The sequence below is a fragment of the Enterobacter cloacae complex sp. SYL001 genome (assembly GCF_049237025.1).
Classification (GTDB): Bacteria; Pseudomonadota; Gammaproteobacteria; order Enterobacterales; family Enterobacteriaceae; genus Enterobacter; species Enterobacter intestinihominis.
In genome coordinates, this window is record NZ_JBMKJI010000014.1 from 63,261 (window position 1) to 88,833 (window position 25,573).

A 25,573-nucleotide genomic window follows, 5' to 3' on the forward strand; every position below is an offset into this window, starting at 1 on the left:
GCGCATATAACATTAATGGCTGTAGGCGTATTCAATCGCCTGAGCTATATTACGGGGCAATTTCATTGCCCCTTTTTTTTATTTTTCCGCAATGACGTTTAATTGTAATAATTAAGTTAACCACGGGTAAATATAAAAACGCTTACCTGGGCTTTACTGTTACTAATTCTAATAAATACTCCATTTTAATTAACTGTTCCACGGGAGGCTGAAGGAAAAAATTCAACTCTTTTCATAACTTTTAAAATTTATTTTTATACGGATAATCAAATACTTACTCCGCTTTTGCTGTAAAACCATACACACTGCGGGCCTATAAGCCAGGCGAGATATGATCTATATCAATTTCTCTTCTATAATGCTTTGTTAGTATCTCGTCGCCGACTTAATAAAGAGAGAGTTAGTGTGAAAGCTGACAACCCTTTTGATCTATTACTCCCCGCTGCGATGGCGAAAGTTGCCGAAGAAGCGGGTGTCTACAAAGCAACGAAACATCCGATGACGACGTTCTTTCTGGCCATTACGGCTGGGGTGTTCATCTCCATCGCTTTCGTCTTCTATATCACAGCCACCACCGGCACTGCCGGGATGCCTTTCGGCATAGCGAAACTGATTGGTGGTATTTGCTTCTCACTGGGCCTGATCCTCTGCGTCATCTGCGGCGCCGACCTCTTCACCTCAACGGTGCTGATTGTTGTGGCAAAAGCCAGCGGAAGAATTACCTGGGGTCAACTGGGGCGCAACTGGCTCAACGTCTACGTTGGCAACCTGATTGGCTGTCTGCTCTTTGTTCTGTTGATGTGGCTTTCTGGCGAGTACATGACCGCCAACGGCGGCTGGGGGCTTAACGTCCTGCAAACCGCCGACCACAAAATGCACCATACATTTATCGAAGCCGTTGCTCTCGGCATCCTTGCAAACCTGATGGTCTGCCTGGCGGTCTGGATGAGCTACTCTGGTCGTAGCCTGATGGATAAAGCCATGATTATGGTTCTGCCGGTTGCGATGTTTGTTGCCAGCGGCTTTGAGCACAGTATTGCGAATATGTTCATGATCCCGATGGGGATTGTTATCCGCAACTTTGCAAGCCCGGAGTTCTGGACTGCTGTTGGTTCAACCCCGGAAAGTTTTTCACACCTGACTATTATGAATTTCATTACTGATAACCTGATCCCCGTCACTATCGGGAACATTATCGGTGGGGGTCTGTTAGTTGGGTTGACATACTGGGTCATTTACCTGCGTGGCGGCGATCATCATTAATGGTTGTCTCAGGCAGTAAATAAAAAATCCACTTAAGAAGGTAGGTGTTACATGTCCGAGCTTAATGAAAAGTTAGCCACAGCCTGGGAAGGTTTTACGAAAGGTGACTGGCAGAATGAAGTCAACGTCCGTGACTTCATTCAGAAAAACTATACCCCGTATGAAGGTGACGAATCCTTCCTGGCTGGTGCAACTGACGCAACCACCAAGCTGTGGGACAGCGTAATGGAAGGCGTTAAACTGGAAAACCGCACTCACGCGCCAGTTGATTTTGACACCTCCGTTGCTTCTACCATTACTTCTCACGATGCTGGCTACATCAACAAAGCCCTTGAGAAAATCGTTGGTCTCCAGACTGAAGCACCACTGAAACGCGCAATCATCCCGTTCGGTGGCATTAAAATGGTTGAAGGTTCCTGCAAAGCGTATAACCGCGAGCTGGACCCAATGCTGAAAAAAATCTTCACCGAATACCGTAAAACCCATAACCAGGGTGTATTCGATGTTTACACCAAAGACATTCTGAACTGCCGTAAATCTGGCGTTCTGACCGGTCTGCCAGATGCCTATGGCCGTGGCCGTATCATCGGTGACTACCGTCGCGTTGCGCTGTACGGTATCGACTTCCTGATGAAAGACAAATACGCGCAGTTCGTCTCTCTCCAGTCTGACCTGGAAAACGGCGTAAACCTGGAAGCGACTATCCGTCTGCGTGAAGAGATTGCTGAACAGCACCGTGCGCTGGGTCAGATCAAAGAGATGGCGGCTAAATACGGCTGTGATATCTCTGGTCCTGCAACCAACGCTCAGGAAGCTATTCAGTGGACCTACTTCGGCTACCTGGCCGCGGTTAAGTCTCAGAACGGTGCAGCAATGTCCTTCGGCCGCGTATCCACCTTCCTGGATGCGTATATCGAACGCGATATCAAAGCAGGCAAAATCACCGAGCAAGACGCTCAGGAAATGATTGACCATCTGGTCATGAAACTGCGTATGGTTCGCTTCCTGCGTACTCCAGAATATGATGAGCTGTTCTCTGGTGACCCAATCTGGGCAACCGAATCTATCGGCGGTATGGGCGTAGATGGCCGTACGCTGGTAACCAAAAACAGCTTCCGCTTCCTGAACACCCTGTACACCATGGGTCCTTCTCCGGAGCCGAACATCACCGTTCTGTGGTCTGAAAAACTGCCACTGAACTTCAAGAAATTCGCCGCTAAAGTGTCCATCGACACCTCTTCTCTGCAATACGAGAACGATGACCTGATGCGTCCGGACTTCAACAACGACGACTACGCTATCGCGTGCTGCGTAAGCCCAATGGTTGTTGGTAAGCAAATGCAGTTCTTCGGTGCGCGTGCAAACCTGGCGAAAACCATGCTGTACGCAATCAACGGCGGCGTTGACGAAAAACTGAAAATGCAGGTTGGTCCTAAGTCTGAACCGATCAAAGGCGACCTTCTGAACTTCGACGAAGTGATGGAGCGCATGGATCACTTCATGGACTGGCTGGCTAAGCAGTATGTCACTGCGCTGAACGTCATCCACTACATGCACGACAAGTACAGCTACGAAGCCTCTCTGATGGCGCTGCACGACCGTGACGTCGTTCGCACCATGGCGTGTGGTATCGCAGGTCTGTCCGTTGCGGCTGACTCCCTGTCTGCAATCAAATATGCGAAAGTTAAACCAATTCGTGACGAAGATGGTCTGGCTATCGACTTCGAAATCGAAGGCGAATATCCGCAGTTTGGTAACAACGACGCTCGCGTTGATGACATGGCGGTTGACCTGGTAGAACGTTTCATGAAGAAAATTCAGAAACTCACTACCTATCGTAACGCTATCCCGACTCAGTCTGTTCTGACCATCACCTCTAACGTTGTGTATGGTAAGAAAACCGGTAACACCCCAGACGGTCGTCGTGCTGGCGCGCCATTCGGCCCAGGTGCTAACCCAATGCACGGTCGTGACCAGAAAGGTGCGGTTGCCTCTCTGACCTCCGTTGCTAAACTGCCGTTTGCATACGCGAAAGATGGTATCTCTTACACCTTCTCTATCGTGCCAAACGCGCTGGGTAAAGACGACGAAGTGCGTAAAACTAACCTCGCGGGTCTGATGGATGGTTACTTCCACCACGAAGCGTCCATCGAAGGTGGTCAGCACCTGAACGTGAACGTGATGAACCGTGAAATGCTGCTCGACGCGATGGAACATCCTGAGAAGTATCCTCAGCTGACCATCCGCGTATCTGGCTACGCAGTACGTTTTAACTCCCTGACGAAAGAACAGCAGCAGGACGTTATCACCCGTACTTTCACTCAGTCCATGTAAGTGGAATTGACTGAAATCACGCGTTAAAAAGCGTACAATAAAGGCTCCACGCAAGTGGGGCCTTTTTAACACCCTCGCTTCATCAGTCTCTTTTGTCCGCTATCTATACTTAATGGATAACAGCCAAAACAGACTCGACATAGCCTTTGAGCTGTGCATCTACATAGGCCCCCGGATGGGCCAAATTCGGAGATATCACCGCAATGTCAATTATTGGTCGCATTCACTCCTTTGAATCCTGTGGCACCGTCGATGGCCCGGGGATCCGCTTTATCACTTTCTTCCAGGGCTGCCTGATGCGCTGCCTGTACTGCCATAACCGTGACACCTGGGACACCCATGGCGGTAAAGAAGTCACCGTTGAAGATCTGATGAAAGAGGTGGTGACCTATCGCCACTTCATGAACGCGTCCGGTGGTGGCGTGACGGCATCCGGCGGTGAAGCTATTCTTCAGGCTGAATTTGTGCGCGACTGGTTCCGCGCCTGCCATAAAGAAGGTATTCATACCTGCCTCGACACCAACGGCTTTGTGCGCCGTTACGATCCGGTTATTGATGAACTGCTTGAAGTGACCGATCTGGTGATGCTCGATCTCAAGCAGATGAACGATGAGATCCACCAGAATCTGGTTGGCGTCTCAAACCACCGTACGCTGGAATTTGCCAAATACATTGCCAACAAAGGCGTCAAGACCTGGATCCGCTACGTGGTGGTACCGGGCTGGTCAGATGATGATGATTCTGCACATCGTCTGGGCGAATTTACCCGGGATATGGGTAACGTGGAGAAAATTGAACTCCTGCCCTATCACGAGCTGGGTAAACACAAATGGGTGGCAATGGGTGAAGAGTACAAGCTCGATGGCGTGAAGCCGCCGAAAAAAGAGACGATGGAGCGCGTCAAAGGTATTCTTGAGCAGTATGGCCACAAGGTCATGTATTAACGAAAAGGCCCGGTGAAAACCGGGCCTTTTTATATTCTATTTAAAGACGCCGTTAATCACGGAAGTCACAATCGCGGTACTCAGCGCAATTAAGACCAGGTCGTCACCCACCACGCGCCATTCATAGCCCGGATAAGAAGGAAGCTGACCCAGCATATCGGCTGGCACGGTTTTCTTCGCAATGCCCGGAGGCAGTGGCTTACCGCGCGCCAGGTTTTTCGCAATACCCGGAGGCAGAGAGTCGTAGCCCGTTAAGCCGTAATTCAGTGCCAGATGGCGGGCATGATCGAAGCTCACGCGGACGTCAACATCATGACCAACATCGTTGCTGTTTTTAAAGCTCTTATCCGATTTTCCTGGATTATCCTGGCCGGTATTGTGCTTATTACCATGGTTACCAGCGTTCCCGTTACCATGATTGCCGCTATTACCTTGTCCGCCACCGTTTCCGTGGCCACCGCCATTCCCGTTTCCAGGATTAGCCATGGCCGGAGCCGTTGCAAACGTTAAAGCCAACACTACGGCAAGTGCGGTAGTGGAAAAACGACGAGTAGACATGATTGCTGCCTTTTAGTGGTAGAACTCATTTGAATTATCGCCAGGCAGTAAAAACTCACAATAAGTAAAAGTCTTATATGTGACAGGGACAAAAAAGCCTGTCATCGACAGGCTTTTATTTAATCAGGCATGTGCCACTGGCGTTGGGTGCTCGCCCACTTTGCGCAGCAACATTAACAGATAAATAAACGATACGCTGGCGATCATGATAAACAGCAGATTATCAGAGTAATTTTGCATGAGCATAGCGGTAAAAGTCGGCCCCAGTAAACTGCCGATGGTGTAACTCAGCAACAATGCCTGGTTCATCGCCACCAGCTGGTGATGCTCAACTTTCTCACAGGCCCAGGCCATCGCGACCGGATAGAGCGTAAAACCCGCAGCCCCCAGAATGAACAGCGCAGGCGCCATCGCGGCGTTGCTGAGCATGGCGAGACAGCCCATGATGACCACGAAAACCTGGACGCGCAGCACCAGCAGACGACCAAAGCGGTCCGCCAGGCGGCCAATCGGCCACTGGCCGACAATCCCCGCGCTGACCATCACCGCCATCCAGAAACCGATCCCGGAATCGCTGACGCCCTGATGGTTGAGATAAAGCGGCATCAGGCCATAGAGCGACCCCAGCACAATCCCGGAAATAATACAGCCGTTAATCCCCAGGCGCGCATGGCGCAGTCTCAGCATCGGCCAAACGTGCGTGGCCTCCTGATGCTCACTGCTCTGGTTCACGATACGGGTAAAGAGCAGCGGCAGAATTGCGGCCAGCACCATCCCTGTTACCCATGGCAGAACGCTCATCAGGTCGGTTGGGAATTTGCTGACCATCAGTTGTCCCAGAACGGTACCGACGTAGTAAACCATCATATAAGCCGCCAGCAGACGCCCGCGATTACGGGACGTGCCGCTGCACATCAGCGCACTTTCAACCACCACCCAGATCATGGCGCAGCCAACGCCCGCAATAAAGCGCCAGACCATCCAGCTCCAGAAGCCGACCATCAGTCCTAAACCGGCGCATCCGACGGCAAAGATCAGTGACGCCAGATAATAGCTGCGGTTAAAACCAAAGCGCTTAATAAGGCTGCCCGTTAATAAGGTGCCCAGCAGATTGCCCGTAAAAAAGGACGAGCTAACCATACCCACCTGCCAGGTTGGTAAGTTTTCATGGGCGAGCCATAGCGGGACGAGTGTGTTCAACACCGCGATCGCCAGGGTCAGCAAAAGCAGGCCACAGAGCAACAAAAGCACCGGGCGGGTATAGGTGGTCATGGATTAAAAACCGTGAGGAAGTTCAGATTTCGTGCGCATCATGCCACTGGCAAAAACAAAGTCAATCCACCGATTCAGGCGTCACGCACGATATGCGCCTTGTCGATTTAAAAAACTCATCCTGCTAATGCAAAGCCTGCTACCAATATTAATTATCTATTTGTTTTTATTTATTTCCGGGAATTTTTACAACGAAACATCAGTCGAAAAATTTCATGAATGAAAAAAGAAAAGCCGGGCACTATGTCCCGGCTTTTTATAACAAAATCTAAAATTAGCTGGCGACAGCCATACCGACCGTCATATGCAGACCGTAAAATACGCCGCGACCAATTAACTCCCCTGCCAACACCAGCACAAAGGCCAGTGACAGCAACGGTAGCGCAGGCGCGTAACCTTTAAGCTGAGGGGCAATCCAGCACACCAGCGCCGCCGTCAGCAGCAGCACACGCCAGGCCATCAGAGAACCGTAATCCGGTACCAGCGCCGAAGCCTGTTGGATAGAGCTGTGAATCGTCGCCAGCTCCGCTCCCTGCATAAGCGCTACAACGGTACTGATGACCAGTGCCAGCAGCGAGACCGCGGGCAGCAGGCGCATCGCCCAACCATTAATGCCAGCTACACGCAGAAGCAGATAACCCAGCAGCGGCCCGCCAATAAACATGGTCAGGAAGAAGCTCATCGGCGTCCAGACGCTGTACCAGGTCGGAACGGTATCGATGGTGTTGTACACCCGGACCATCATCCAGACGAAGACAACGCCCAGTACCATGGTGACGATGAGCCACAACGCACGTAACCCTGACGGCAGCTTTTTCAGCGCTGCCAGTAACCACCCCAGCCCGCCAACTGCAAAGAAGATTGCGCCGCTGGCAATCTCGTTACTCAGCGAAGAGGCACCTACGCGGTTCAGGGAGTTAAACGCGCGCATCGGTGAGCCCAGGTGCAGCGTAGAGGCGATAAACCCAATCCCCATCAACACCCACAGGCCAAACATGCTCAACACTAAACGCTGCTGCTGTTCAGCATTGAGGTTCCCTTTTAACAGCGCCAGCGCAAGGACGATAAACCCGCCTGCAACACACTGCCCAAAGACCGTGAAGATCATAAGCGGCCATTCATGCCATCCACTTCCCATCTCACACCTCCTTCGGGTTTGCCAGGTAGCCGGTGGTGTCACCCGTCGGACGGCTGTTGGCGTTAGGTTTAATCACAATACTCGGCTTCGTGAAGTGCGCAGACGGCAGCGGCGCGACCGCAGCAAGCTGACCGTGTTTTTTACGCAGCTCTTCAATCGGGCCAAAGTCCAGCGCGCGCAGCGGGCAGGACTCGACGCAGATGGGCTTTTTGCCGTCCGCCACGCGGCTGTGGCAGCCGTCGCACTTGGTCATGTGGCCTTTAGCCGCGTTATACTGCGGCGCACCGTACGGGCAGGCCATGTGGCAGTAGCGACAGCCAATGCAGACATCCTCGTCCACCACCACAAAACCGTCGTCGCGCTTGTGCATTGCCCCGCTCGGGCAGACCTTGGTGCAGGCCGGATCTTCGCAGTGGTTGCAGGCAATCGACAGGTAATAGGCGAAGACGTTCTGATGCCAGACGCCGTTATCCTCCTGCCAGTCGCCGCCCGCGTATTCATAAATACGACGGAAGCTGACGTCCGGGGTCAGGTCTTTATAATCCTTGCAGGCCAGCTCGCAGGTTTTACACCCGGTGCAGCGGCTGGAATCAATAAAAAATCCATACTGGGTTGTCATCGGTTACTCCTTACGCCTTTTCAACCTGAACGAGGTTTGTGTGGGATGGGTTGCCCTTCGCCAGCGGCGATGGACGCTGCGTAGTGAGAACGTTGATGCAGCCCGCCTGATCGATACGGTTCGCATCCGGGTTATACCAGGCCCCTTCCCCCAGCGCGACAACGCCAGGCATCATGCGCGGAGTCACTTTAGCTTCGATATGCACTTCGCCACGTCCGTTGAAGATACGTACGCGATCGCCATTACTGATGCCGCGCGCTTTCGCATCCATCGGGTTGATCCACATCTCCTGTCGGCAGGCCGCTTTCAGAACGTCAACGTTGCCGTAGGTGGAGTGAACACGCGCTTTGTAGTGGAAACCGGTTAACTGAAGTGGGAATTTCTCCGTCAGCGGATCGTTGTAGTTTTCGAAGCCAGGCGTATAGATCGGCAGCGGATCGATAACGTCCCCTTCCGGCAATTCCCACGTGGCGGCAATTTTTGCCAGCTCTTCGGAGTAGATCTCGATTTTGCCCGACGGCGTGGTCAGCGGATTGGCCTGCGGATCGTCGCGGAAGGCTTTATACGCCACGTGATGCCCTTCCGGATCGCGCTGCTTGTACATGCCCTGCTTGCGGAAGGTATCGAAGTCCGGCAGGTCTGGAATGGCTTTGCGTGAGAGCTCGTGCAGATGGCGCATCCACTCTTCCTGAGTACGCCCCTCTGTGAACTGCTGCTCAACGCCAAGACGTTTCGCCAGCTCGGACGTCATCTCATAGATAGTTTTGCACTCGAAGCGCGGTTTGATGGCCTGGTCTGTGAAGATCACATAGGACATGTTGCCGCAGGAGGCGTCCAGCGCGAAATCCATCTGCTCAGAGGCGGTGCAGTCTGGGAGCAGAATATCGGCATACTTCGCCGATGAGGTCATATGGCAGTCGATCACCACAATCATTTCGCACTTCTTGTCGTCCTGCAAAATTTCATGGGTGCGGTTGATTTCAGAGTGCTGGTTGATCAGGCAGTTACCGGCATAGTTCCAGATCATTTTGATCGGCACATCCAGCTTATCTTTGCCCCGAACACCGTCACGTAGCGCGGTCATTTCCGGGCCGCGCTCGATCGCGTCCGTCCACATAAACATGGAGATGCTGGTCTGAACCGGGTTATCCAGCGTTGGCATACGTTCAAACGGTACTTCATACGAGCCTTCACGCGCCCCGCTATTACCGCCGTGAATGCCGACGTTGCCAGTCAGAATCGAGAGCATAGAAATAGCGCGGGTGGCAATTTCGCCGTTCGCGTGACGCTGCGGTCCCCAGCCCTGGCTGATATAAGCCGGTTTTGCTGAACCAATTTCACGGGCCAGCTGAACAATACGTTCGACTGGAATGCCGGTGATGGTGGATGCCCACTCAGGGGTTTTCGCTACCCCGTCGCTGCCCTGACCAAGAATATACGCTTTGTAATGCCCGTTAGCCGGTGCGCTGGCTGGCAGCGTCTTCTCGTCATAGCCGACGCAGTATTTATCAAGGAACGGCTGATCGACGAGGTTTTCAGTGATCATCACATACGCCAGCGCATTGACCAGCGCCGCATCGGTACCAGGGCGGATAGGGATCCACTCGTCTTCTCGCCCCGCGCCGGTATCGGTGTAGCGCGGATCGACGATGATCATACGTGCGTTGGATTTGGCGCGCGCCTGCTCAAGATAATAGGTTACCCCACCGCCGCTCATACGCGTTTCGCCCGGGTTGTTGCCGAACAATACCACCAGCTTGCTGTTTTCTATATCCGACGGGCTGTTACCGTCTGCCCAGCCGCCATAGGTGTAGTTCAGGCCCGCGGCAATCTGTGCGGAAGAGTAGTCGCCATAATGGTTGAGATAGCCGCCGCAGCAGTTCATCAGGCGCGCTACCAGCGTTTTACCCGGCGGCCAGGAGCGGGTCATGGTGCCGCCCAGCGTCCCGGTGCCATAGTTCAGGTAGATGGATTCGTTGCCGTACTCTTTGATCAGGCGCTGCATGTTGGTCGCGATAATATCGTAGGCTTCGTCCCAGCTAATGCGCTCGAACTTCCCTTCCCCACGCTTACCGACACGCTTCATCGGATATTTCAGACGATCCGGGTTATAAACGCGACGGCGCATTGAGCGGCCACGCAGACAGGCACGAACCTGGTGTAACCCTTCGTAGTTATCATCGCCGGTATTGTCGGTTTCAACGTATTTGATTTCACCGTCCACAACATGCATACGCAGGGGACAACGGCTACCACAGTTAACGGTACAGGCACTCCACACCACTTTTTCCGGGGCTGAAGCGGGAGACAGAGCCTCCGCCGCCGACGCCAGACGGGTAAAAGGAAGCGTAAAGGCGCTGCTGGCAACCGCCAGACCACCTATTGCCGTGGTTTTCATCAACCCACGGCGAGTGACCTCGGCAGCCATTAACGCTTCAGGCGCTTTGATTTTCATAAAGACTCACTTTGGTTGCTCACAAAGAAAAGAGAGGCGGCGCATACCGCTATGTAGTTTTATATATAACGAATTCCTTCGTTACAGGTGTTTTATGCTAACTTTCGTTCGGAGGAGTATTACTACTTTAGAGGGAGGGAATATTGCGTCGTATCAAATCAAAGATATAAAAAAGCGCCCTGAGGCGCTTTTTTGTTTTGCAGCAAAATATTAGCCGATGAACTGCTGGCCTTTCATGTAAGGACGCAGCACCTCAGGGATCTCAATACGACCATCTGCCTGCTGGTAGTTCTCCAGCACGGCAACCAGCGTACGGCCAACCGCCAGACCAGAACCGTTCAGGGTATGAACCAGACGGGTCTTCTTGTCGGACTTGCTGCGGCAACGCGCCTGCATACGACGCGCCTGGAAATCCCAGACGTTAGAGCAAGAGGAGATTTCACGGTAGGTGTTTTGCGCAGGCACCCAGACTTCGAGGTCGAAGGTTTTGCAGGCGCCGAAGCCCATGTCACCAGTGCACAGCGCCATACGGCGGTATGGCAGCCCCAGCAGCTCCAGCACTTTCTCTGCGTGACCTGTCATCTCTTCCAGCGCGTCCATAGACTCTTCCGGACGAACGATCTGCACCATCTCAACTTTATCGAACTGGTGCATACGGATCAGACCGCGCGTATCACGACCGTAAGAACCGGCTTCAGAACGGAAACATGGAGAGTGCGCAGTCAGTTTGATTGGCAGATCGTCTTCGTCGATGATCTCATCACGCACGAGGTTGGTCAGCGGCACTTCCGCGGTTGGGATCAGCGCGTAGTTGCTGCTGTCAGCTTCTTCGTCCAGCGGACGGGTATGGAACAGATCGCCGGCAAATTTCGGCAGCTGGCCTGTACCGTACAGCGTATCGTGGTTAACCAGATACGGAACGTAGGTTTCGCTGTAGCCATGCTGCTCGGTGTGCAGATCCAGCATAAACTGCGCCAGCGCGCGGTGCAGGTGAGCAATCTGACCTTTCATTACCACGAAGCGAGAACCGGTCAGCTTAACCGCAGCCGCAAAGTCCAGGCCCGCGTGCATTTCGCCCAGCGTCACGTGATCGCGCACCTCGAAGTCAAACTCGCGAGGCGTACCCCAGCGTTTCACTTCAACGTTGTCGTTTTCGTCTTTGCCGACAGGGACGCTGTCGTCAGGAATGTTCGGGATCGCCAGAGCGATATCACGAATTTCAGCCTGAAGAACGTCCAGTTCAGCTTTCGCCTGATCCAGCTCTTCACCCAGTTTGTTCACTTCCAGGCGTAATGGCTCAATATCTTCCCCGCGCGCTTTCGCCTGGCCAATGGATTTCGATCGAGAATTACGCTCTGCCTGCAGATTTTCTGTTTGTACCTGCAAAACTTTACGACGCTCTTCAAGAGCGCGCAGCTTATCTACATCCAGCTTAAAGCCCCGGCGTGCCAGTTTTTCAGCGACTGCGTCTGGCTCATTACGCAGCAGATTGGGATCGAGCATGCTTATCCTGTGCTTATCGAATTAAAAGAGGAAAAAGTGACCACAGCCTGCGGCCACAGAGATATATTGCCAACATTACCGCAACGATTGAACTAACGGTAGCGTTTTATAGGGCTATTTTGATCCTGTCCGGCAAGCCAGGCGAGCTTTTCGCCAATCTTACCCTCAAGACCTCTATTTGTGGGGTGATAATAGCGGGTTTGTGCCATCTCCTGCGGGAAATACTCCTCGCCGGCGGCGTAGGCGTTGGGTTCGTCATGGGCGTAGCGATACTCCTGCCCGTAACCCATCTCTTTCATCAATTTGGTTGGCGCATTGCGCAGATGAACCGGCACATCGTAGTCCGGACGTTCACGTGCATCCGACATCGCCGCTTTGAAGGCGGTATACACCGCGTTACTTTTCGGTGCGCAAGCCAGATAGACAATTGCCTGCGCAATGGCACGCTCGCCCTCCGCAGGCCCGACGCGGGTAAAGCAGTCCCAGGCGGAAATAGCGACCTGCATGGCGCGTGGATCGGCATTACCGACATCTTCTGACGCAATCGCCAGGCAGCGACGCGCGACATATAACGGATCGCCACCGGCGGTGATGATACGCGCATACCAGTAGAGCGCCGCATCCGGAGCGCTGCCGCGCACGGACTTGTGTAATGCAGAGATGAGGTCGTAAAAACGATCGCCTTTATTATCGAAGCGCGCGCTGCGCTCACCGGCAATTTCGGTGAGCAGTTCAGGCTTTAATACGCGCTTGCCCGCATCGTCCACTTCGGCCATATCGGCCATCATTTCGAGCGTGTTCAACGCACGACGGGCATCACCGTTAACCAGTTCGGCGATAGCAAGACGCGTCTCGTCCGGCAGAACGATATCCTGCCCGCCGTAACCACGCGCGTTGTCCTCCATCGCCTGCGTCAGAACTTTTTCGATATCTTCCGTGGTCAGCGATTTAAGCAGATACACGCGCGCCCGGGAGAGCAGCGCAGAGTTCAGTTCAAACGACGGGTTTTCCGTGGTGGCGCCGATAAAGAAAATCGTACCGTCTTCAATGTGCGGCAGAAAGGCGTCCTGCTGGCTCTTGTTGAAGCGGTGAACTTCGTCGACAAACAGAATGGTGCGACGTCCGGCATTGCGGTTTTGTCGCGCCCGCTCGATCGCCTCGCGGATCTCTTTCACCCCCGACGTGACCGCCGAGATGCGCTCAACGTCCGCGCTGGCATAGCGGGCAATCACTTCAGCGAGCGTGGTTTTTCCAGTGCCGGGTGGCCCCCAGAGGATCATGGAGTGCAGATGCCCCGCCTCAATAGCGCGCGGCAAGGGTTTCCCCGCAGCCAGCAGATGTTGCTGACCGATGTACTGCGCTAAATTTTCTGGCCGCATACGGGCGGCCAGAGGTTGAAACGCATTATCTGAAAAATCGAGCGACAGGTTGCTCACTCATGCCTCTTACTTATTGCGTTGGTCGTCCACCGTTACGCCCTGCGGCGGGGTAAAGGTGAATTTCGATGCATCAATGGCGCCGTTTTGCTGAGACTTCAACTGATAGCTGCTGCGCTGATCGTCCTGCTCAACCGCGCCGAACTGATTGATGGTACCGTTGCTGCTCACGTTAATGGTGAACTGCTTCAGATTACCGTTGCTGCCTTTTGGCGTCAGGACGAACTCATCACCGTTTTGTTTGATGTTGTACTGCTGCCAGTCGCTGGACTGGTTACGGGCAATGAGCATAAACGGCGTATTGCTGGTCGCGTCTTTGAGCCAGGTGGCGGTCGCCTGCTCAACAAACGGATTGTAGAACCACAGGGTTTTACCGTCAGACACCAGAACGCTTTCATCCGGCTGGGTCATGTGCCAGTTGAACAGATTTGGGCGTTTTACCCACAAATCTCCCTGGCCTTCCTGCACCGCGTTGCCGCTGCCGTCAGTCACTTTTTGCGTGAAGCTGGCGTGGAAACTGCTCACTTTATCCAGTCGGCTTTTAAGGTCGCTGGCTGCATCAGCCCAGACGCTGCTGGCAACAAAACTGGAGAGTAATGCACAGGCGATGGCGATTTTTTTCATTGTTATTCCTTAAAATACGTCTTCCCGATATGGGGGTTCCGTTTCTATTCTGTACCTGCCCGAAGGCAGGCGACAGAAGAATATGCTTAATTTTTGCTGATTTACCCTTCTTTGCAATCGCTGAAGATTACTCAAAAGGCGGTGGCGCCAGCACCTCACGGTTACCGTTGTGCCCCTGTTCGCTCACGATGCCCTGGGCTTCCATCTGCTCAATGATACGCGCCGCGCGGTTGTAACCGATACGGAACTGGCGCTGCACGCCGGAGATGGACGCTTTGCGTTTTTCGGTGACGAAATTAACCGCCTGGTCGAATAACGGATCCAGCTCTTCGCCGCCGTCAAAACCACCGCCGCCACCTTCGTTTTCGCTGTCAGAGGTGATGCCGTCAACATATTGCGGTCGCCCGCGCGCTTTCCAGTCTTGCACAACCGCGTGCACTTCCTGGTCGCGAACAAACGCACCGTGAACACGCACCGGCGAGGTGGAGTTCGGCCCGGAATAGAGCATATCACCCATCCCCAGCAGCGACTCTGCTCCGCCCTGGTCAAGGATAGTACGGGAGTCAATTTTACTCGACACGGTAAACGCGATACGGGTCGGGATGTTTGCCTTAATAAGACCGGTGATTACATCCACGGACGGACGCTGCGTTGCCAGTACCAGGTGGATGCCCGCCGCACGCGCTTTCTGTGCCAGACGCGCAATCAGCTCTTCCACTTTCTTGCCAACGGTCATCATCAGGTCGGCAAATTCATCCACCAGCACCACGATGTAAGGCAGTTTTTCCAGCACCGGATGCTGGGCATCCATGCTGTCACCCGGCTTCCAGTATGGGTCCGGAATCGGACGGCCCATACGCGCCGCCTCGGCGATTTTCTCGTTATAACCGGCCAGGTTACGCACGCCCAGCGCCGACATCAGCTTGTAGCGACGCTCCATTTCATTGACGCTCCAGCGTAATGCGTTGGCGGCGTCCTTCATGTCGGTAACCACTTCCGTTAACAGATGCGGAATGCCTTCGTAGACGGACAGTTCGAGCATTTTTGGGTCGATCATGATGAAACGCACGTCTTCAGGCTGCGCTTTGTAGAGCATACTGAGGATCATGGCGTTCACACCGACCGATTTACCCGAGCCTGTTGTACCCGCAACCAGCAGGTGCGGCATCTTCGCGAGATCGGCAACCACCGGATCGCCGGCGATATCTTTACCCAACACCACGGTCAGCGGGGACGGGTTGTCGCGGAATTTGGTGTTATCCAGAACTTCACGCAGATAAACGGTCTGGCGTTTCTTGTTTGGCAGCTCAAGGCCAACGTAAGGCTTGCCTGGGATCACTTCCACCACGCGTACCGCCACGGTGGACAGAGAACGCGCCAGGTCGCGGGAGAGGTTAGAAATACGCGCCGCTTTTACGCCCGGTGCCAGGTTCAGTTCGAAACGGGTGATCACCGGGCCCGGTGAGTAGTTCACCACGTCCGCTTTAATGCGGAAGTCAGCCAGACGCGCTTCCACCAGACGGGCCATCTGCTCAAGGGCAAAGGTATCCACCGGCTCGACTTCCGCTGGCGGTGGCGTTAACAGATCCAGCGACGGCAGCGGCGTACTTGGTCGTTGCAGCGGTCGGCTGTCTCCGTTACGCATCAGCAGCGGGTGAATCAGGCTCTCCTGCGGCTGTGGTGCTGGCTGCTGGAACTGTGGCTGAGGCGGTTGAGAAGGTGTCTGCGGCTGCGCATACGCCTGCGGCGCCAGCTGTTGCGGCTGCACGTAAGCCTGTGGTGCAGGCGGCTGACGCACCGGCTCCGCTTCCGGCATTACGCTCGGCGTGAACAGCGGTTCGCTTGGGCCATCATCCACCAGATCTTTCATTGGTGAGAATTCGAAATCCGACAGCGAGAACGGGTTTGCCCCCGAAGGTTGCTCACCGGAATAACGCTGCTGCTGCGTTGCTGCAAACTGGCGCGCCAGCTCCGCTTCGGCCGCATCATCGTCGTCCTGCTGTGAAGGCACGTGATGCTGTGAAGGCACGTCATGCTGATACTCTTCGCCGTAACGCTGATTCTGCTGGGCAGCAAACTGACGCGCCAGCTCATCCTGATGCAGTTCGTCGGCATCATCTTCGTAGTCGGACTCACGGGCTTTTTCTTCCGCCATACGCTGGGAAGGCAGTTTAATGCCATAAGAGGCCAGCTCCCGGCGAGTCGGTACGCGCACGCGGTTAGGGCGCGGCAGCTGTGGACCAATGCCCTCTTTCACCTGAGGACGCGGGGCGCTGTCGGCTGCCGGGCTGAATAGCGGAGCGGACGCGGCAGCGGCTGCCGTTGCCTGCTTCACGGCTTCTGCACCCGACGCAACGGCTGGCGTAGGTTCTACAGGTGGAACGCTGACCGAAGGCGCTTTTGCAACAGGCTCCTGCACCGGCTCGGGCACGGGCTGATACCAGGCGGCAAGCTGCTCGCGCTCACGGGCGCGGCGCTCTTCCACTTCTTCAAAATAGTATAATGGCGGACGGGATGGCTTCGCTTCCTCCACCACTTCGGGTTCAGACACCGGTGCAACGTATGGCTGTTCAGGTACAGCGGGTTCGGGCGTATAAGCCTGATACGGTTGTTGCGGCACGCTGGCAGGTCCAGGCGGCTGATACGGTTGCTGCCACTGTTCCTGCTGCACAGGAATATAACTTTCAGGCTCAGGCGCAATGGTCGGTTCAGGCGTATGGACGCCTGGCGCAGTCTGCCAGTCTACCTGCGGTTGCTGGATCGCGGACTCCGGCGCCGGAACAGGCGAGGACGGCATCACGGCTTCAACAGGCGCAACATGGGCCTGCGCAGCCGTCGTTGCGGCAGCAGCAGCGGCTACCGGTTCAGTCACGGAGTGGCCATTCAGCAGCGGATCGTATTCGTCATACTCTCCCGGCGTGGCTCGATGGCCAGAGAACAGTACGTCATCAGGGTCGACGGCCGCACCGCGATACTCAATCTGCTCGTCTTCATCCATACGTTTGCCGGAGAACAGCGCGGCATCCGTTTTACGGCCTAACGGGTTAGCAAATTTTTCAGCGACGCGCTGGCGGCGCGCCAGAGCACCGCGCAGAATACGCGCGCGGCGAGATTCACGCCGCTGTACAGGCGCCTCGTCTTCCTCTTCATACTCATCTTCATACTCGTCTTCATCGACCCACGTATCGTCACGACGGGTACGGTTGCTGGCGAACGTCAGCAGCGTCAGAATAAAGCTGCCGATCTTCTCAGCAATGCTCACCCAGGACCAGCCGGTAAACAGCGTCAGGCCCGCCGCCCAGATACAGAGCAGCGCCAGCGTGCCGCCGCTGCTATGAAGCATCGGTTGCAGCGCGGAGCTCAACAGGCTGCCGATCACCCCGCCGGAGGCGAAGTACCAGATATCATCGGCGTTGATCGCCGCCAGCCCACAGGAGGTGAGGATCAGCGCCAGGGCGCCAATCAGGCGCAGCGAAACGGCAAAATAATCGATGTAGTCGTCGTTCTGTCGATGACGCCAGGCAAACCAGCATCCGCCAATAATGATGACGGGAAGGGTATAAGCCATCACTCCGAAAATGAAAAAGAGCGTGTCCGCAAGCCAGGCACCGGGAACGCCACCTAAGTTATGAATAGGCTCATGCCATGCGGTTTGCGACCAGCTGGGATCTGAGGGGTTGAAACTGAGTAAGGCGGCCATCAGCCAGACGGCAAAAAGGGCAATAACAATCAGTAATGCCTCGAGGAGACGACGTCCGCTGCTTAGCTTAGATAATGTGACTTCTTTGTCTTCAGTGTATTCCTGGCTCAAGAAAGGCTCTCCAGGTATCAGGCATGTCCTGCCTGTGTGCTAAAACGGACAACAGCGCCGGGTATCCCCGGCACTGTTGCTGTATGGATTAACAGGAGTGTAATCAAACTACACTGATTTTGCACCTGTTCCGTGTTAGCGCGTCTTAATAACCAGACGATTGCTCTGTTTGACCTCTTCCATCACCACATAAGTACGGGTGTCGTTCACGCCTGGCAGACGCAGCAGGGTTTCACCCAGCAGCTTACGGTAGGCGGACATATCAGGCACACGGGTTTTTAACAGGTAGTCAAAATCACCGGAAACCAGATGACACTCTTGAATTTCTTCAAGTTTTTGTACAGCGGCGTTAAATTGCTCAAACACATCCGGCGCACCACGATTCAGAGTAATCTCAACAAATACCAGAAGTGAGGCATCCAGATAATGCGGGTTTAGCAGAGCCGTATAGCCCTGAATAAAACCCTGTCTTTCCAGTCGACGCACACGCTCAAGGCACGGCGTCGGGGAAAGTCCCACACGTTTTGAAAGCTCGACGTTGGAAATACGCCCATCCTTTTGCAATTCATTAAGAATGTTACGATCGATACGGTCGAGATCTTTGCCAGGGCGCTTCTTGCTATCTACCATTATTATTGTCTCTCTGTATTCCTTCCCTACTCCTGCCTGGACCCTGTGCACATCACTGTTCAGAGCCTGCACCCGTTATTCATCACATCGCCTGGTTATGTATTAGACGCGATGTGGATTCGGGGTCTGCGGTAAGAAGACCGTTGCCCGAAAGCAGTCACAGACATCACGTATGGCGTCTGTCCACACCATGCGTAGATTTCACTGACCCGGTAAAAATGGCATTTACGTGCATGTCTATTCGGCATGCAGTTCATGCGTCTTTTTTTCTTCCTTGAATGTTTTCGCAAAAGCGCAGGGGATTGTCAAAGCAAAACATCGATTTTTAGTACAAGATGCCGGATATTCATTACGGGGGGGTATTAATCATCATTTTATTGCCTTATAAACGCGCGATTTTCAGTAGCAGACGTGATATGACCGTGTCTGATCCATAGGGCGTGACTATTGCATATATCGGAAGCAAAACTGTCGTGCTCTTTTTTTACGGCAACAAATTCCCTACAATCCAGCCCATTGCCTGCCAACAACAATGGGGATCTCATGGGCACGACCAAACACAGTAAGCTGCTAATCCTTGGTTCTGGACCTGCGGGATATACCGCAGCGGTCTATGCTGCACGCGCTAACCTGCAACCGGTACTGATTACCGGGATGGAAAAAGGCGGTCAGCTGACCACCACCACGGAAGTGGAAAACTGGCCGGGCGACCCGAACGACCTGACCGGGCCGCTGCTGATGGAGCGCATGCACGAGCATGCTGCTAAATTCGAAACCGAAATCCTGTTCGACCACATTAATAAAGTGGATTTGCAGAACCGTCCGTTCCGTCTGACCGGCGACAGCGGTGAATACACCTGCGATGCGCTGATCATCGCTACCGGTGCCTCTGCCCGTTATCTCGGTCTGCCGTCTGAAGAAGCATTCAAAGGGCGCGGCGTATCAGCCTGCGCGACCTGCGACGGTTTCTTCTATCGCAACCAGAAAGTTGCGGTGATCGGCGGCGGCAACACCGCTGTGGAAGAAGCGTTGTATCTGGCGAACATCGCCTCAGAAGTACACCTGATCCACCGTCGCGACACCTTCCGCGCCGAGAAGATCCTGATCAAACGCCTGATGGATAAAGTGGCGAGCGGCAACATTGTGCTGCATACCAACCGTACGCTGGAAGAAGTGACCGGCGATCAGATGGGTGTGGCGGGTCTGCGAATTCGTGATACGCAGAACACCGACACCGTCGAAACGCTGGAGGTGGCAGGCCTGTTTGTGGCAATCGGTCACAGCCCGAACACGGCCATTTTCGAAGGCCAACTTGAGCTGGAGAACGGCTACATCAAAGTGCAGTCTGGCATTCACGGCAATGCCACGCAGACCAGCATCCCAGGCGTCTTCGCGGCTGGCGACGTGATGGACCATATTTATCGTCAGGCGATCACCTCTGCGGGCACCGGCTGTATGGCCGCGCTGGACGCAGAACGCTATCTGGACGGACTGGCAGAACAAGGTAAATAATCTTTACAAGTCAGTAACAAACGTAAATAAAGGCGGCCACTGGTCGCCTTTATTTTTGCTCACGTGTAACATGCAGATGTCTAATTTCTTATAACGTCACCTGCAAAGTACGCAATGGAAAAAACCCGTCAACAAGAGTTAACGCGCTGGCTGAAACAGCAAAGCGTTCTGTCCCGCCGCTGGCTTATGATTTCCCGCGTTCTGGGATTTATCAGCGGTCTGTTGATTGTTGCCCAGGCATGGCTGCTGGCCCGCATTCTCAATCATATGATCATGGAGAGCATCCCGCGCGAAGCGCTGCTGCTGCCGTTTATCGTTCTGGTGCTGGTTTTCGTCCTGCGTGCGTGGGTGGTCTGGCTGCGAGAACGGGTTGGGTTCCATGCCGGCCAGCACATCCGCTATGAGATCCGCCGCAAAGTGCTCGACCGGCTTTCGGAAGCCGGGCCTGCGTGGATCCAGGGCAAACCGGCCGGTAGCTGGGCGACGCTGATCCTTGAGCAAATCGACGATATGCACGATTACTATGCGCGTTATCTTCCACAGATGGCGCTGGCAGTGTTTGTGCCTCTGATGATTGTTATCGCCATCTTCCCTGTTAACTGGGTAGCGGCTCTGATCCTGATGGGGACCGCCCCGCTCATCCCGCTGTTTATGGCGATGGTCGGCATGGGCGCGGCAGATGCCAACCGTCGCAACTTCCTGGCGCTGGGCCGGTTAAGCGGCCATTTCCTGGACCGTCTGCGCGGTATGGAAACCCTGCGTATCTTTGGTCGCGGTGAAGCGGAGACCGAAAACATTCGCCTGGCGTCGCAGGATTTTCGTCAGCGCACCATGGAAGTGTTGCGCATGGCCTTCCTTTCTTCCGGCGTGCTCGAGTTCTTCACCTCCCTGTCGATTGCGCTGGTGGCGGTTTACTTTGGCTTCTCCTACCTCGGCGCGCTGGACTTTGGCCACTACGGTACGGCGGTCACGCTTTCCGCCGGGTTCCTGGCGCTGATCCTGGCCCCGGAATTTTTCCAGCCGCTTCGCGATCTCGGCACCTTTTACCATGCTAAAGCGCAGGCGGTTGGCGCTGCCGACAGCCTGAAAACCTTCATGGAAACGCCGCTGGCGCATCCTGAGCGTGGTGAAGTGACGCTGAATACGAACGATCCGGTGACCATTGAAGCACAGGATTTTTCTGTTCTGTCGCCTGAAGGCAAAGTGCTGGCAGGTCCGCTGAACTTTACCCTGCCCGCCGGGCAACGTGTGGTGCTGGTGGGCACCAGCGGTTCAGGTAAAAGCTCATTGTTGAATGCGCTGTCAGGTTTTATGGCGTACACCGGATCGCTGCGTATCAACAAAACGGAGCTGCGCGAGCTCGATCCTGATGCCTGGCGTAAACAGCTAAGCTGGGTGGGTCAAAACCCTCAGCTGCCTGCCCCGACGCTGCGCGAGAATGTGCTGCTGGCAAGGCCGGATGCACGTGACGATGAGCTGCAATCGGTCCTCGACCGCGCCTGGGTCAGCGAGTTTTTGCCGCTGCTTGCGCAGGGTGTCGATACCCTCATTGGCGATCAGTCTGCCGGGCTGTCAGTGGGCCAGGCACAGCGCGTCGCGGTTGCCCGTGCGCTGCTGAACCCCTGTTCGTTAATGCTGCTGGACGAACCCGCCGCCAGCCTGGACGCTCACAGCGAGCAGCGCGTGATGGATGCGCTTAACGCAGCCTCACGCCAGCAAACTACCCTGATGGTGACCCACCAGCTGGAAGGTATTGCCGACTGGGATCAGATCTGGGTGATGGAAAACGGACACATTGTTGAGCAAGGCGATTACGCCGCGCTTGTTGCCGCGCAGGGGCCCTTTGCGACCCTGCTGGCGAACCGTCAGGAGGATATCTGATGCGCGCCCTGCTTCCCTATCTTGCTTTGTATAAACGCCACAAATGGATGCTGACGCTCGGGATCGTACTGGCGATTATCACTCTGCTCGCCAGCATTGGCCTGCTTACGCTTTCTGGCTGGTTCCTCTCCGCGTCTGCGGCCGCAGGCTTTGCCGGGCTATACAGCTTTAACTACATGCTGCCTGCCGCCGGGGTGCGCGGCACGGCGATTACGCGAACTGCCGGGCGCTACTTCGAACGCCTGGTCAGCCACGACGCGACCTTCCGCGTGCTGCAACACCTGCGTATTTATACGTTCAGCAAATTGCTGCCCCTCTCCCCTGCCGGGCTGGCACGTTTTCGGCAGGGCGAATTACTCAACCGCGTAGTTGCGGATGTGGATACGCTGGATCACCTCTATCTGCGCGTCATCTCGCCCATGGTGGGCGCGTTTGTGGTGATTGTCGTGGTCACGCTGGGGTTGAGTTTCCTGGATGTTCCCATCGCACTGACGCTCGGCGGCATCATGCTGATGACGCTGATCATTCTGCCGCCCCTGTTTTATCGTGCAGGTAAAACCACCGGGGAAAACCTGACGCGTCTGCGCGGGGAATACCGCCAGCAGCTCACCTCCTGGTTGCAGGGTCAGGCCGAGCTCACCATTTTTGGTGCCAGCAAGCGCTACCGCACCCGTATGGAAAATACGGAACTGAACTGGCATGAAGCCCAGCGTCGCCAGTCTGAACTGACCGCGTTTTCTCAGGCGCTGATGATGTTAATCGGTGGGTTTGCCGTTATCGCCATGCTCTGGATGGCCTCCGGTGGCGTGGGCGGTAACCCGCAGCCTGGCCCGCTGATTGCGCTGTTTGTTTTCTGTGCCCTGGCAGCCTTCGAAGCCTTAGCCCCGGTCACCGGCGCCTTTCAGCATCTCGGCCAGGTGATTGCCTCTGCGCTGCGCATTACGGATATTGCAGAGCAGGAGCCGGAAGTGAAGTTCAGCGCGGGTCAAACCGCTGTGCCGGAGCAGGTCGCGCTGACGCTCAGCAACGTCACCTTCGCCTACGACAAGCAGGCGCAAAACGCGCTGGAAGACATCAGCCTTTCTGTTGATGCCGGGCAGCGCATTGCGATCCTTGGCCGTACGGGATGTGGCAAATCGACGCTTCTGCAACTCCTCACGCGCGCCTGGGACCCGCAGCAGGGCGAGATTCGGTTTAACGACCTTCCGCTGTCTGATTTTAGCGAAGCGGCCTTGCGTAAAACCGTCAGCGTCGTGCCCCAGCGTGTGCACCTGTTCAGCGCTACGCTGCGCGATAATCTTCTTCTGGCGGCACCGGACGCCTCTGACGATACGCTGCGGGCGATGCTGGAACAGGTTGGGCTGCACAAGCTGCTTGAGGACGACGGGTTGAACAGCTGGCTGGGTGAAGGGGGCCGACAGCTTTCCGGCGGCGAACTGCGTCGTCTGGCCATCGCGCGCGCCTTGCTGCACGATGCGCCGCTGATGTTGCTGGATGAACCGACAGAAGGTCTGGATGCGACAACCGAGAGTCAAATTCTTGATTTACTGACAAAGGTGATGAAAGGCAAAACCGTGCTGATGGTCACTCACCGCCTGCGCGGGCTGGTGAATTTCGATCGAATAATTGTGATGGACAACGGACACATAATTGAGCAAGGTAATCACGCAGAGCTGCTGGCAAAACAGGGTCGCTACTACCAGTTTAAACAGCGCCTGTAGACTATATTTGTAGCGTCCTCTCTCGCGTACTGGAGTTCTGTTGTCATGCGCCTGGTGCAGCTTTCTCGCCATAATATTGCGTTCCCTTCTCCGGAGGGGGCGCTGCGTGAACCTAACGGATTGCTGGCTTTGGGCGGCGATCTCAGCCCGGCGCGTCTCTTAATGGCTTACCAGCGCGGCATCTTCCCGTGGTTTTCTCCCGGCGACCCGATTTTATGGTGGTCTCCGAACCCGCGAGCCGTGCTGTGGCCCGGGCAGTTTCACCTGAGCCGCAGCATGAAACGTTTTCACGCAAATTCGCCCTATCGCGTCACGCTCAATCACGCCTTCGGGCAGGTAATCGAAGGCTGCGCTGAAGATCGCCATGAAGGCACCTGGATAACCCGCGATATCATTATCGCCTACCACCAGCTTCATGAGCTGGGCTACGCGCACTCCATCGAAGTATGGAAAGAGGATAACCTCGTTGGGGGGATGTACGGGGTGGCGCAGGGCACGCTGTTCTGCGGCGAGTCGATGTTCTCCCGCGCCACGAATGCGTCGAAAACCGCGCTGCTGGTTTTTAGCCAGGAATTTGCCCAACGCGGCGGACAACTGTTGGATTGTCAGGTGCTGAATGAGCACACCGCCTCGCTCGGCGCGGTTGAAATTTCCCGCCGACTCTATATCGAACACCTTGAACAGTGCCGACTGGAGACTCTTCCGCGCGATTTTTGGGTTCCCAGAATGCTCTTTATGCCCAATGCCTAAATGTTTTCCGCATATTTTTTATGAGGGTGTTATAATTACGCCGCAGAGTAGCTTCTGCCTGTTGCCCCGCCGCCGTTTGGGACCCTCGCTTCAGATAACGTCCTGACGTTTATCCTGTCGTATCCCCTTTACGAATGCGCTTTCCGTTCGGTTGTACCGTGACGCTTGGGCAATACGCTGAAATTGTTTTGCTGCGTTTTAAACGCGCAATTCTTTACTTAATTGATGAATTTCGGCATTATCTTGCCGGTTCAAAACTTGGTAGTGATACCCCAGAGGATTAGATGGCCAAAGAAGACAATATTGAAATGCAGGGTACCGTACTTGATACGTTGCCTAATACCATGTTTCGCGTAGAACTGGAAAACGGTCACGTGGTAACTGCGCACATCTCCGGTAAAATGCGCAAAAACTATATCCGCATTTTGACGGGCGACAAAGTGACTGTTGAACTGACCCCGTACGACCTGAGCAAAGGCCGCATTGTCTTCCGTAGTCGCTAATTGTTTTCGCCTGTAATGGCAGATGAATATTTAAAAGGTCGGGACAATCCCGGCCTTTTTTATTTATGGCCTTAGTGTGGCTGTGTCGGCAGATGTATTGTCATGCACGGGTTCATGGGTACGATTAAATCTTCAGCTATCGCGTGGGTAATGTCATGCAACAGTCCCGTCAGGTGCGGCAACATATCGCGGTCAAAATGCGAAACCAGCAGCACGTGGTTTAACGCCCGGCAGTAGTCACATTTCGTTTCTGTATCTTCCAGCAACCACTCCGTTTGTCGCGGCTGTTCCGCTTCGTCCTCAAATTCCACCACCTGAAAATCACGCATGGATTCTGTGAGGCCGGATTTTACCTCTTCCAGATAAGCTCCGAGACAGCGGCAAACGGGCTGCGTTTGTGGGAGAGATTTGCAGTCGAGAAGGATTTCGGTGAGCAGCTTGCAGCGCTCGGCCAGGGTTGGGAGATCGGGGTTGAGGGAGAGTTCGGTGTAGAGCTGGGCGAAGCTATTAATATTAGTCATATGTAATCCTTTATGCACGCAAGATTGTCTGTGCACACACTTTCAGGACGCCAATCCCGGCACCCGATTTTGCAGGTGCGACACCATTTTATTACTGT

The 25,573-nt window shown here is 54.7% G+C and carries 19 protein-coding genes; 8 read left to right on the forward strand and 11 right to left on the reverse strand.

All coding sequences use genetic code 11. The features are described 5' to 3' along the window. Nucleotides 1-405 precede the first annotated feature (405 nt). The 3 genes from focA (at nucleotide 406) to pflA (ending at nucleotide 4,541) form a co-directional block, all read left to right on the forward strand. The gene (focA, locus tag ACOTZP_RS14165) at nucleotides 406-1,263 is read left to right on the forward strand and encodes a formate transporter FocA (protein ID WP_017384832.1); all 858 of its coding nucleotides are present in this window, start codon (nucleotides 406-408) and stop codon (nucleotides 1,261-1,263) included. A 51-nt stretch (nucleotides 1,264-1,314) separates the two neighbouring features. Continuing rightward, nucleotides 1,315-3,597 carry a formate C-acetyltransferase gene (gene pflB, locus ACOTZP_RS14170; protein WP_022647624.1) on the forward strand — a complete coding sequence of 761 codons (2,283 nt, stop codon included), beginning with the start codon at nucleotides 1,315-1,317 and terminating at the stop codon, nucleotides 3,595-3,597. Nucleotides 3,598-3,800: 203 nt separating this feature from the next. Continuing rightward, nucleotides 3,801-4,541, forward strand: coding sequence for a pyruvate formate lyase 1-activating protein (pflA, locus tag ACOTZP_RS14175; protein ID WP_003858250.1), 741 nt, complete (start codon nucleotides 3,801-3,803; stop codon nucleotides 4,539-4,541). Nucleotides 4,542-4,577: 36 nt separating this feature from the next. On the opposite strand, the gene ACOTZP_RS14180 is transcribed toward pflA, so the two are convergent. The 10 genes from ACOTZP_RS14180 to lrp form a co-directional block, all read right to left on the reverse strand. After that, nucleotides 4,578-5,099, reverse strand: a complete 522-nt coding sequence (locus ACOTZP_RS14180) for an anti-virulence regulator CigR family protein (RefSeq protein WP_022647623.1) — start codon at nucleotides 5,097-5,099, stop codon at nucleotides 4,578-4,580. A 123-nt stretch (nucleotides 5,100-5,222) separates the two neighbouring features. Next, nucleotides 5,223-6,371: an MFS transporter gene (locus ACOTZP_RS14185; protein ID WP_023305804.1), complete on the reverse strand. Its 1,149-nt coding sequence runs from the start codon at nucleotides 6,369-6,371 to the stop codon at nucleotides 5,223-5,225. A gap of 274 nt (nucleotides 6,372-6,645) precedes the next feature. Further along, entirely contained in the window at nucleotides 6,646-7,509 is an 864-nt protein-coding gene (locus ACOTZP_RS14190) for a dimethyl sulfoxide reductase anchor subunit family protein (protein WP_063854233.1), read from the reverse strand. A gap of 1 nt (nucleotide 7,510) precedes the next feature. After that, a complete protein-coding gene (locus ACOTZP_RS14195; RefSeq protein WP_017384545.1) occupies nucleotides 7,511-8,128 on the reverse strand; it encodes a DMSO/selenate family reductase complex B subunit in 618 nt (205 codons plus the stop codon). A 10-nt stretch (nucleotides 8,129-8,138) separates the two neighbouring features. Further along, nucleotides 8,139-10,583, reverse strand: a complete 2,445-nt coding sequence (dmsA, locus tag ACOTZP_RS14200) for a dimethylsulfoxide reductase subunit A (RefSeq protein WP_023299718.1) — start codon at nucleotides 10,581-10,583, stop codon at nucleotides 8,139-8,141. 210 nt (nucleotides 10,584-10,793) lie between these two features. Next, nucleotides 10,794-12,086 carry a serine--tRNA ligase gene (serS, locus tag ACOTZP_RS14205; protein WP_003858266.1) on the reverse strand — a complete coding sequence of 431 codons (1,293 nt, stop codon included), beginning with the start codon at nucleotides 12,084-12,086 and terminating at the stop codon, nucleotides 10,794-10,796. A 92-nt stretch (nucleotides 12,087-12,178) separates the two neighbouring features. Then, nucleotides 12,179-13,522 (reverse strand): replication-associated recombination protein RarA, encoded by a 1,344-nt coding sequence (gene rarA, locus ACOTZP_RS14210; protein WP_023305801.1) that lies wholly within the window; start codon nucleotides 13,520-13,522, stop codon nucleotides 12,179-12,181. Between the two features lie 9 nt (nucleotides 13,523-13,531). After that, nucleotides 13,532-14,146 (reverse strand): outer membrane lipoprotein chaperone LolA, encoded by a 615-nt coding sequence (lolA, locus tag ACOTZP_RS14215; RefSeq protein ID WP_022647618.1) that lies wholly within the window; start codon nucleotides 14,144-14,146, stop codon nucleotides 13,532-13,534. 127 nt (nucleotides 14,147-14,273) lie between these two features. Beyond that, entirely contained in the window at nucleotides 14,274-17,957 is a 3,684-nt protein-coding gene (locus ACOTZP_RS14220; protein ID WP_271075162.1) for a DNA translocase FtsK 4TM domain-containing protein, read from the reverse strand. Between the two features lie 135 nt (nucleotides 17,958-18,092). Further along, a complete protein-coding gene (gene lrp, locus ACOTZP_RS14225) occupies nucleotides 18,093-18,587 on the reverse strand; it encodes a leucine-responsive transcriptional regulator Lrp (protein WP_000228469.1) in 495 nt (164 codons plus the stop codon). Nucleotides 18,588-19,130: 543 nt separating this feature from the next. Here lrp and trxB point away from each other — a divergent pair. From trxB to infA, 5 genes are all read left to right on the forward strand, one after another. Then, nucleotides 19,131-20,099, forward strand: coding sequence for a thioredoxin-disulfide reductase (trxB, locus tag ACOTZP_RS14230; RefSeq protein ID WP_022647616.1), 969 nt, complete (start codon nucleotides 19,131-19,133; stop codon nucleotides 20,097-20,099). Between the two features lie 114 nt (nucleotides 20,100-20,213). Further along, on the forward strand, nucleotides 20,214-21,980 hold the full coding sequence (cydD, locus tag ACOTZP_RS14235; RefSeq protein ID WP_058676867.1) for a heme ABC transporter permease/ATP-binding protein CydD: 1,767 nt from the start codon (nucleotides 20,214-20,216) through the stop codon (nucleotides 21,978-21,980). Then, nucleotides 21,980-23,701, forward strand: a complete 1,722-nt coding sequence (cydC, locus tag ACOTZP_RS14240; RefSeq protein WP_023299714.1) for a heme ABC transporter ATP-binding protein/permease CydC — start codon at nucleotides 21,980-21,982, stop codon at nucleotides 23,699-23,701. The genes cydD and cydC overlap by 1 nt, the downstream gene beginning before the upstream one ends. A 45-nt stretch (nucleotides 23,702-23,746) precedes the next feature. Further along, complete coding sequence (gene aat, locus ACOTZP_RS14245; RefSeq protein ID WP_271075161.1) at nucleotides 23,747-24,451, forward strand: leucyl/phenylalanyl-tRNA--protein transferase; 705 nt, start codon at nucleotides 23,747-23,749, stop codon at nucleotides 24,449-24,451. Between the two features lie 284 nt (nucleotides 24,452-24,735). After that, nucleotides 24,736-24,954 (forward strand): translation initiation factor IF-1, encoded by a 219-nt coding sequence (infA, locus tag ACOTZP_RS14250; protein WP_002211347.1) that lies wholly within the window; start codon nucleotides 24,736-24,738, stop codon nucleotides 24,952-24,954. A gap of 71 nt (nucleotides 24,955-25,025) precedes the next feature. Here the strand turns inward: infA and ACOTZP_RS14255 are convergent, their stop codons facing one another. Continuing rightward, nucleotides 25,026-25,475, reverse strand: a complete 450-nt coding sequence (locus ACOTZP_RS14255) for a hypothetical protein (protein ID WP_126503662.1) — start codon at nucleotides 25,473-25,475, stop codon at nucleotides 25,026-25,028. Between the last annotated feature and the right edge of the window lie 98 nt (nucleotides 25,476-25,573).